Here is an 8804-nt window from a genome sequence, read left to right as displayed (position 1 = left end):
CAACCATGAATAAGTCCCTGATCGGATACGATAAACCCGCCCTCAACAGGCGGGTTTTTTGTTGTCTGAAATGCACCGCAGGATGCACATAGGATGCAAATGGGAGTGAAAGCGCAGCGTAGGTTCGGCCCATAACGAGGATTCTCACGATGGCGTGAGTTTTATCGGCGGCCTTATTGCTCAGTGGAAATTGCGCGATCGGACGACGAGGCGTTCACTGCCAGAGTCTATGTCGGTTGTGGTGTCTGCGGATGATCGGTTCTCGACATCCGCCAGCAACCTGGAGAAGTCGGTGATCTCCTTCGCCACCAGATGCACGACCTCACCTTCTTTCTGGAGCATGCCTTTCACGGCCAGCATCTGCCCGCCCAGCACGACGCGCCGGTTGGCGTCGAACATGTCCGGCCAGATGATGACGTTCATGTTGGCCGTCTCGTCCTCCAGCGTCATGAATACCACGCCCTCGGCGGAGCCTGGCCGCTGCCGGACCAGTACCAGCCCCGCTACGGTGAGACGCTTGCCGTCCTTGGCATTCAGGGCCTGCCGACAGGATATGATGTCTAGCGCCCGAAGATCCTTGCGCAGAAAAGTAACGGGATGATCCCGCAGGGTCAGGCCAAGCCGATTATAGTCCCGCACCACCTCTGCCCCATCCCGCATGGGCTGGAGCAACACATCCGGCTCATCCGCTTCCCGCGTGACCTGTGCTGCCGCAAACAGCGGCAGCGGTTCATCGCGCAGAGCCTTGATTGCCCACAGCGCTTCGCGCCGTGCCAGCCCGAGTGAAGGGCGGAACGCGTCCGCTTCGGCCAGATGGGTCAGGGCTGCCGCTTTAACACCCGCCCGACGCCATAGATCATCGACCGACGTAAACGGGCGTGAGGCCCGTGCGGCAACAATGCGGGCGGCATCGCCATTGGCCAGCCCCTTCACCAGACTCATGCCCAGCCGCACGGCGAGCATCCCATCGGGCTTTTCCGGTCCTTCCAGTGTGCTGTCCCAGCGTGATGCGTTCACACAAACTGGCCGGATTTCCACGCCATGTTCCCGCGCATCGCGCACCAGTTGCGCGGGTGCATAGAACCCCATCGGTTGGGAATTCAGGAGTGACGCCAGAAACACATCCGGATGCGTGCATTTCATCCACGACGACCAATAGGCCAGAATGGCGAAACTGGCGGCGTGGCTCTCGGGAAATCCGTAGGAACCAAAGCCTTCGAGCTGCTGATAGATCCGCTCGGCGAAGGTCTCATCATAGCCGTTGGCGCGCATGCCCTCGATCAGCCGTGTCTGAAATTGTGAGACGGTACCAGTGTTCTTGAACGTCGCCATGGCCCGACGCAACTGATCGGCCTCGGCGGCGGTAAATCCGGCACAGATCATGGCCACCTGCATCGCCTGTTCCTGAAACAGCGGGATCCCAAGCGTCTTTTTCAGAACCTTTTCCAGTTCAGGTGTCGGATAGTTTTCCGGCTCAATCCCTTCGCGCCTGCGGAGATACGGATGAACCATATCCCCCTGGATTGGTCCGGGCCTTACGATCGCCACTTCAATGACGAGATCATAAAACACGCGCGGCTTGAGCCGTGGCAGCATGGACATCTGGGCGCGGGATTCAATCTGGAACACACCGATCGTATCGGCCTTCCTGATCATGGCGTAGGTGCGCGGATCTTCGGCCGGGATGCTCTGGAGCGTGAAGTGCTGGCCCTTGTGTTCCCCGAGCAGGTCCAGACCTTTCTTCATGCAGGTCAGCATGCCGAGAGCCAGAATATCGACCTTCATGAATTTCAGGACGTCGATATCGTCCTTGTCCCATTCGATGATCTGACGGGCCTCCATGGAGGCCGGTTCGATGGGCACCAGTTCATCCAGCCGGTCATGCGTCAGCACAAAACCACCGGGATGCTGCGACAGATGGCGGGGCGTCCCGATCAGGCAGCGGGCCAGATCCAGCGTCAGGCGGATACGCCGATCCGACAGGTCGATACCCGTTTCATTCAGTGCGTCATCATCCAGTTTCCGCCCCCAGCCCCAGATCTGGCCTGAGAGCGTGCGGATCAGATCTTCCGGCAAGTCCATGACCTTGCCGACATCCCGCAAGGCCCCCTTGGCGCGATAGCGGATCACCACGGCCGTCAGGGCCGCGCGGTCACGCCCATAATGCTCATAGACCCACTGGATGACCTGCTCACGTCGTGCATGCTCGAAATCCACATCAATGTCCGGTGGCTCGCCCCGCTCCTCGGAAACGAAGCGTTCGAACAGGAGGGAGTTACGGGCCGGATCAATGGCAGTGATGCCGAGCACATAGCAGACAGCAGAATTGGCCGCTGAGCCACGTCCCTGGCAGAGAATGTCCTGAGAACGGGCATAGCGGACGATACTGTTCACCGTCAGGAAATACGGTGCGTAGTTCATCCGCCCGATCAGGCCGAGTTCATGGCGGAGCGTTTCCGCCACGTCATCCGGTACGCCATCCGGATAGACGGAACGGGTACTCTCCCATGTCAGAGCCTCCAGCGCCTGCTGCGGCGTCTGACCGGGCACGGAGACTTCATCGGGATACTGGTAGGCCAGATCATCCAGAGAGAAGCGGCAGCGCTCCACAATGTCCATGGTGCGGGCGACCGCTTCAGGGTAACGGCTGAACAGCCGGGCCATCTCCTGCGGTGGCTTGAGATAACGGTCGGCATGACGTTCGCGGACGAACCCGGCCTCGTCGATGGTCGTGTTGTGCCGGATGCAGGTGACGACATCCTGCAGGATACGCCGGTCATGGGTGTGGAACAGCACGTCATTGGTCACAACGGTTGGTACCCGTGCCTGATGCGCAAGGTTCGACAGTTCGTAGAGACGCATCTGGTCATTGGGGCGGCGCAGCAGTGTCAGCGCCATGTAGGCCCGGTCGGCAAAGACGTCCTTCAGCTTGCGCAGATGCAGACCGCAGGCATCGTCCGCCATGTCGGGGATCATGACAACGATCTGGCCTTCACTCCAGGCGACGAGATCCTCCCAGAGAAGACGGCATTTCCCTTTGCCAGCACGCGCTTTGCCTATGGTGAGTAGACGGCAGAGACGGCCATAGGCGGCCCGGTCCATCGGGTAGACCAGCACGGGCGGAAAATCCGCCAGATCGAGCCGGCATCCCACAACAAGGCGGAGCCCGACCTGCTTTGCCGCAACATGGGCCTGCACCATCCCGGCCAGAGAGTTGCGGTCACAGATGCCCAGCGCCTCGATGCCCAGCGCCTTTGCCTGCGCAAACAGTTCGATCGGAGAAGACGCCCCACGCAGGAACGAGAAATACGTCGTCACCTGCAGTTCGGCGTAGCGCGGTGCCAAGGAGTTCATCCAAAGATCCCGTGGAGAAACCAGCCCTGTGAGCCGGTTTCGCCATGCTCGCCATCGCCGGCCCGGTAGAGCCAGAACCGTTCTCCACTGGTATCCTCCACCCGGAAGTAATCGCGGGCGATGGTCAGTTCGGCGTCATTCTTCCACCATTCGCCGAAGACACGTTCCGGCCCGTCGGCGCATTTCACCTTCCGTCGCACACCCCGCCAGATGAAGAACAGGGGCGGCTGGTCCGGCAGTTCCGCCATGGCCTGCACCGGCTCAGGTCGTGCCAGCAGGCGGGTGGGACGTGGCCAGTGCTCCGGCCAGTCCTTTGTCTCCTCGGGGGCCAGGGCAGGCACGCGGCAGAAGGAGCGTTCGGGCAGATCGCTTTCCACCGGGGCAAAGCGATACAGCGCCTGCGTGCCGACACGGTTGGCCAGCGTGTCGATCAGGTCGGACACATCGGTTTCTTCCTCGGCGATCAGAGAAGACACGGTCTGTCGCCGATCCATGGGCTCCGCCAGGGACGCGATCAGCACCATGCGCTCGATGCCGAACCCCGGATCGATGGTCTCGATTTTCTCGCACAGTAGTCGCGTCAGGCGTGTGACGTCACGTACCGGCATGGCGGTCGCCACCCGGATCGCCTCGGTGCGGCTGTCCACCCGATGCAGCAGCAGGTCAAGACGACGCACGCCCTGTCCGCGTTCGTCCAGTCCCTGGCAGAGCAGCGGCACCAGTTTGCCGATATAACGGGCAATGGTCTCGGCGGCCCCGATCGGCTCGGCAAAATTGCGGCTGACCTCCACGGGATCGACAGGCCGCACCGGGACGATGGCCTCACAGATGCGTCCAAACGCCTGATCCAGCCTGCGGGCGATGTCGGGGCCAAACCGCAAGGCCAGCGGTGCGCGGGGCATGGCAGCCAGTGGCCCGATACGGGATACGCCCAGCGTGGCCAGACCCTCAATGATAGGGGAGGGCAGGCGGAGTGCTTCAAGGGGAAGATCGGCCAATACAGAAGCGGTGTTACCCGGTGGCACGACGGCAATCGGTGCCCGGCCATAGCGGGCCAGTGCGTGGGCAGCGCCCCAGGTGTCCGCCACCACGGCCTTTGCCCGAAACCCGGCTCCCGCCATGCGGTGAACCATATCCTTGAGCATGGGGAGTTCACCGCCATGCAGGTGATCCGCCCCGGTTGTGTCCAGAACCAGCCCGTCTGGCGCATCGACCGCTACAATGGGCGCGATCCGGTGCTGGAACCACAGGGCGAGTTTTTCCAGCCCCCGCCGGTCGCCTTCGGGATCGGCATCCATCAGCACCAGATCAGGATACAGTGCCTGAGCCTTGGCGACCGGCGTGCCGGGGCGCAGCCCCAGCTTGCGGGCGGCGAGATCGACCGACAAGACAACCCGCCGCCGTCCTTCACGCCCGGCCAGCGCCAGCGGCGTCTCAGGCGTGGGCGCGTCTGGCCCAAGTCGTTTCCTGATCCGGTCTGTCGGCCAGAGTGGCAGGTAAAGAGAGACGACCCTTGCCATCACAGGCCTCCACTTCAAAATCGGCACATTCGCCCGCCCGGGCGCGGATCAGTTCCAGCAGCCAGCGGGGGCGTCCCACACCGGGCACCGGCAAAGACACAGACGGCAGGACGGACACTCGCCAGCGGGTGACGGACGCTGTGGGCTGGCCAAAATCTGCCGCATCCGTCTGTCGTCGCCAGCGGCGTATCGCGATGCCAAGGGAGCCAGACGTCTCGGCCGCCAGTTGCAGACGGCGGGATGCGGTCATGGACAGGCGGGCTACTTCCGCGACCACGGCCCCAAGGCCGCCATGCCGCAGTCCTTCCTCAAAACAGGCCAGCACATCGACGTCCGAACTGGCCTCGACAAAAATGGTCCGCCGTGCCGACAGCCCGACCTGTTTCAGGGAAGGAGCAAACACATCCTGACGGGTGACAATCCACAGCACCTTGCCACGCGTGCGGGCGGCAATCCCGGCGCAGAACTGACCGGCGGCTGCACTGTGCAGGGCGTCATTGCCACCACCGGCCACCTCATGCAGGGCGCCCAGCGCCAGACCGCCACCGGGCAGGCGACTGTCGATCTCGCGCACGCCAAAAGGCAGCATCCTGCGGCGTCGGTCGCTGTGTCCTTCGAGACGGCTGATCGCGGCCCGCAGCGTCTCAAGACCGGGTTTTTTATGGGTTTCAGCAGTCATGTCACGACTCGATGTCCCTTGTGCAGGCGGAATTCATGATTATATGTTCGTGATTTGTTCTGATGGGGCGATGGAAGTCAATGCAAATTCGCACCACCTCAGGCATGATGCAGGACGCATAACCACCCGGAATTATTGGTGAAGGTACCTTAAGGAATTGAATTCAGAGACTTCTCCCGCTCTGGACCACGACGATTATCTGTCCCGTCTGAATGACGCGCAGCGGCAGGCCGTCACGCACGGGACCGGAGTCTCGGCAGGCGGGGCGGATTCATCCCCGCTGCTGGTCATCGCCGGTGCCGGATCTGGCAAGACCAACACGCTGGCCCATCGGGTCGCGCATCTGATCGCCTCAGGGGCTGATCCGCGCCGCATCCTGCTGCTGACCTTCTCGCGCCGGGCCAGTGTGGAGATGACGCGCCGGGTGGAACGCATCTGCAAAACGGTGCTCGGCGACAAGGCCAGACCTCTGGCGGACGCGCTGGGCTGGGCCGGGACGTTTCATTCCATCGGTGCGCGGCTGCTGCGGGAGTATGCCCAGCAGATCGGTATGGACCCGGCCTTCTCGATCCATGACCGGGAAGATTCCGCCGATTTGATGAATCTGATCCGGCATGATCTCGGGTTTTCGAAAACCGAAAAGCGGTTTCCCGGCAAGGGTACGTGTCTGGCCATCTATTCCCGTGTGGTGAATTCTGGCGCGCCGCTCGCCGATGTGCTGCTGAAGCATTATCCGTGGTGCGCGGGCTGGGAAGCCCAGCTCAAACAGCTCTTCGCCGGTTATGTCACGGCGAAGCAGGAACAGGGCGTGCTGGATTACGACGACCTGCTGCTGTGCTGGGCGCAGATGGTCAGCGACCCGGTTCTGGCCACTGACATCGGCGGCAAATGGGATCATGTGCTGGTTGACGAGTATCAGGACACGAACCGACTGCAGGCGGACATTTTGATGGGCATGAAGCCCGACGGCCGAGGCCTGACGGTGGTGGGTGATGACGCGCAGAGCATCTATGCCTTCCGGGCCGCGACCGTGCGCAACATTCTTGATTTTCCGGCATCCTTCGATCCCCCGGCTCATGTGGTGACGCTGGACCGGAATTATCGGTCGACGAAACCCATTCTGGATGCCGCCAATGCCGTGATTGGTGAGGCGGCCGAGCGGTTCACCAAGGATCTGTGGACCGAACGGGTGTCGGAGGAAAAGCCGCGACTGGTCACCATCTGGGACGATACCGCCCAAGCGAACTACATCGCGGATCGGGTGCTGGAAGAGCGGGAGGCGGGAACACCGATGAAGCAGCAGGCCGTGCTGTTCCGGGCGTCACACCATAGCGGCACGCTGGAGGTGGAACTGACCCGGCGCAATATTCCGTTCGTGAAGTTCGGTGGCCTCAAGTTTCTCGATAGTGCGCATGTGAAAGATGTGCTGGCGCTATTGCGTTTTGCCCAGAACCCACGCGACCGCATCGCGGGCTTTCGGGTGTTGCAGCTTCTCCCCGGCGTGGGGCCGGGTTCGGCCCGACGCGTGCTGGATACGATGGGCGAGAGTGCGCATCCGTTCGAGGCGCTGAAGGATGTCAAAGCCCCGCAGCGCAGTGGTGAGGCCTGGGCGGGTTTCGTGAACACGCTCATCACTCTTGGCAGCCATCAGGTCGGCTGGCCGGGCGAAATTGCAGCCGTGCGGTACTGGTATGAACCGCATCTGGAGCGGCTGCATGAGGACGCTTCCACGCGGCTGGCCGATCTGGTGCAGCTTGAGCAGATTGCCGGGGGATATCCGTCACGAGAGAAGTTCCTGACTGAACTGACGCTGGACCCGCCGGATGCCACATCCGATCAGGCTGGCGTGCCGTTGCTGGATGAAGACTATCTGATCCTCTCGACCATTCATTCGGCCAAGGGACAGGAGTGGAAGAACGTGTTCGTTATGAACGCGGTCGATGGGTGCATTCCGTCTGATCTGGCCACCGGTGAACAGGACGACATCGAGGAGGAACGCCGGCTGCTCTATGTCGCCATGACACGGGCGAAGGACAGTCTCGATATCATGGTGCCGCAGTGTTTCTATGTGCATGGGCAGCACAGCCGGGGCGACCGGCATGTCTATGCCTCTCGCACACGCTTTATCGACCGGGACATGCTGCCTTTGTTCCAGTCCGTAGCCTGGCCGGTCGTAAAGCCGGAAGAGCAGGCCCGGCAGGAGGCCGTGAAATCCGTAAGGATCGATATGGCAGCCAGATTACGCAGCATGTGGTCGTAAGGGAGCAACGCGGATGTGCAATCTCTATTCCATGACTTCCAACCCGCAGGCAATCCACGAGATCGCGAAAGTCCTTGAGGACCGCACGGGGAATCTCCAGCTACTGCCCGAGATCTGGCCGAACATCATGGCGCCGATCGTGCGGAACGGAGAAGGCGGTCGTGAACTGGTCATGGCGCGCTGGGGCATGCCGACACCGCTCGGTTACCTGAAAGGCCATAAGGTGGATCGCGGTGTGACCAATATCCGCAATCCGACCTCGACATGGTGGAAGCGCTGGGAAGGGGTGGCGCACCGCTGTCTGGTGCCGCTGACGGCGTTCTCGGAACCCGAGCGCCTGCCTGATGGGAAATCACGACCGGTGTGGTTTGCCCGCAGCGACGGAGAACCGCTGGCTTTCTTTGCCGGGATCTGGTGCCGGTGGACGTCGGTGCGGAAACTGGCGGACGGCGAGACGACGGATGACCTGTTCGGGTTTCTGACCACTGAGGCCAACAGGGAAGTGGGGGCGATCCATCCGAAGGCCATGCCGGTCATTCTGAGGCAGCCGGATGAACTGGACGTGTGGATGAATGCGTCTGTCAGCGAGGCTTTGCGTCTTCAACGCCCCTTGTCGGATGGCATGCTTGCTTGTGTCGATCCTCCGCGGCCTTTGGAATGACTGCAACGGGGGGATAGTGTTGAAAAACTCAAGGTGAAGAGTGAAAGTGTTGCCAAGCCACTTCGACATAAGTGCAGCTTTCTTGCCTCAGGTGGATAAGGCAGGCGCTCCGGGAGGTATCAGTTTCGCCATTTTGCGGAGATTTTGGGCAGCTGCGGCGAGATGGAACTCATCACGGGCGCCGTTTGGTCCTCTGAGCCTCAACCGATCGATCTTCAAAATGCGCTTGAGGTGAGCAAACAGCATTTCGACCTTCTTTCGTTCTCGTCTGGAGATAATATAGGCGTCGGTTAAGGCAATGTCGCGGGCCATATCACGAGCGCCTTCATG

At 61.6% G+C, this 8804-nt stretch carries 6 protein-coding genes; 2 read left to right on the top strand and 4 right to left on the bottom strand.

Translation table 11 applies throughout. The annotated features are described in order from the left end of the window. Positions 1-180 precede the first annotated feature (180 nt). The 3 genes from ACBR42_RS16520 to ACBR42_RS16510 are packed head-to-tail and all read right to left on the bottom strand — an operon-like array spanning position 181 to position 5553. Positions 181-3354, bottom strand: coding sequence for an error-prone DNA polymerase (locus ACBR42_RS16520; protein WP_371208757.1), 3174 nt, complete (start codon positions 3352-3354; stop codon positions 181-183). Continuing rightward, positions 3351-4874, bottom strand: coding sequence for a DNA polymerase Y family protein (locus ACBR42_RS16515; protein ID WP_371208756.1), 1524 nt, complete (start codon positions 4872-4874; stop codon positions 3351-3353). The genes ACBR42_RS16520 and ACBR42_RS16515 overlap by 4 nt, the downstream gene beginning before the upstream one ends. After that, positions 4789-5553: an ImuA family protein gene (locus ACBR42_RS16510; RefSeq protein WP_371208755.1), complete on the bottom strand. Its 765-nt coding sequence runs from the start codon at positions 5551-5553 to the stop codon at positions 4789-4791. Before ACBR42_RS16510 ends, ACBR42_RS16515 begins: the two co-directional genes overlap by 86 nt. 157 nt (positions 5554-5710) lie before the next feature. Between ACBR42_RS16510 and ACBR42_RS16505 the strand changes: the two genes are divergently transcribed. Beyond that, positions 5711-7813 (top strand): ATP-dependent helicase, encoded by a 2103-nt coding sequence (locus ACBR42_RS16505; protein ID WP_371208754.1) that lies wholly within the window; start codon positions 5711-5713, stop codon positions 7811-7813. A gap of 13 nt (positions 7814-7826) precedes the next feature. Continuing rightward, entirely contained in the window at positions 7827-8474 is a 648-nt protein-coding gene (locus tag ACBR42_RS16500) for an SOS response-associated peptidase (RefSeq protein WP_371208753.1), read from the top strand. A gap of 87 nt (positions 8475-8561) precedes the next feature. Here the strand turns inward: ACBR42_RS16500 and ACBR42_RS16495 are convergent. Next, positions 8562-8804 (bottom strand): transposase (locus tag ACBR42_RS16495; RefSeq protein WP_371208752.1); only part of this gene is annotated, 243 nt, incomplete at its 5' end.

The sequence above is a fragment of the Komagataeibacter sp. SM21 genome, from assembly GCF_041402665.1.
Lineage (GTDB): Bacteria > Pseudomonadota > Alphaproteobacteria > Acetobacterales > Acetobacteraceae > Komagataeibacter > Komagataeibacter saccharivorans.
The sequence above is the reverse complement of the archived record's forward strand: the minus strand, read 5'-3'. Positions and strand labels throughout refer to the sequence as shown.

Excerpts from the sequence above, each read along its gene's own strand:
- ACBR42_RS16520 (WP_371208757.1), bottom strand. The coding sequence starts at position 3,354 with ATGAACTCCTTGGCACCGCGCTACGCCGAACTGCAGGTGACGACGTAT.
- ACBR42_RS16515 (WP_371208756.1), bottom strand. The coding sequence starts at position 4,874 with ATGGCAAGGGTCGTCTCTCTTTACCTGCCACTCTGGCCGACAGACCGG.
- ACBR42_RS16510 (WP_371208755.1), bottom strand. The coding sequence starts at position 5,553 with ATGACTGCTGAAACCCATAAAAAACCCGGTCTTGAGACGCTGCGGGCC.
- ACBR42_RS16500 (WP_371208753.1), top strand. The coding sequence starts at position 7,827 with ATGTGCAATCTCTATTCCATGACTTCCAACCCGCAGGCAATCCACGAG.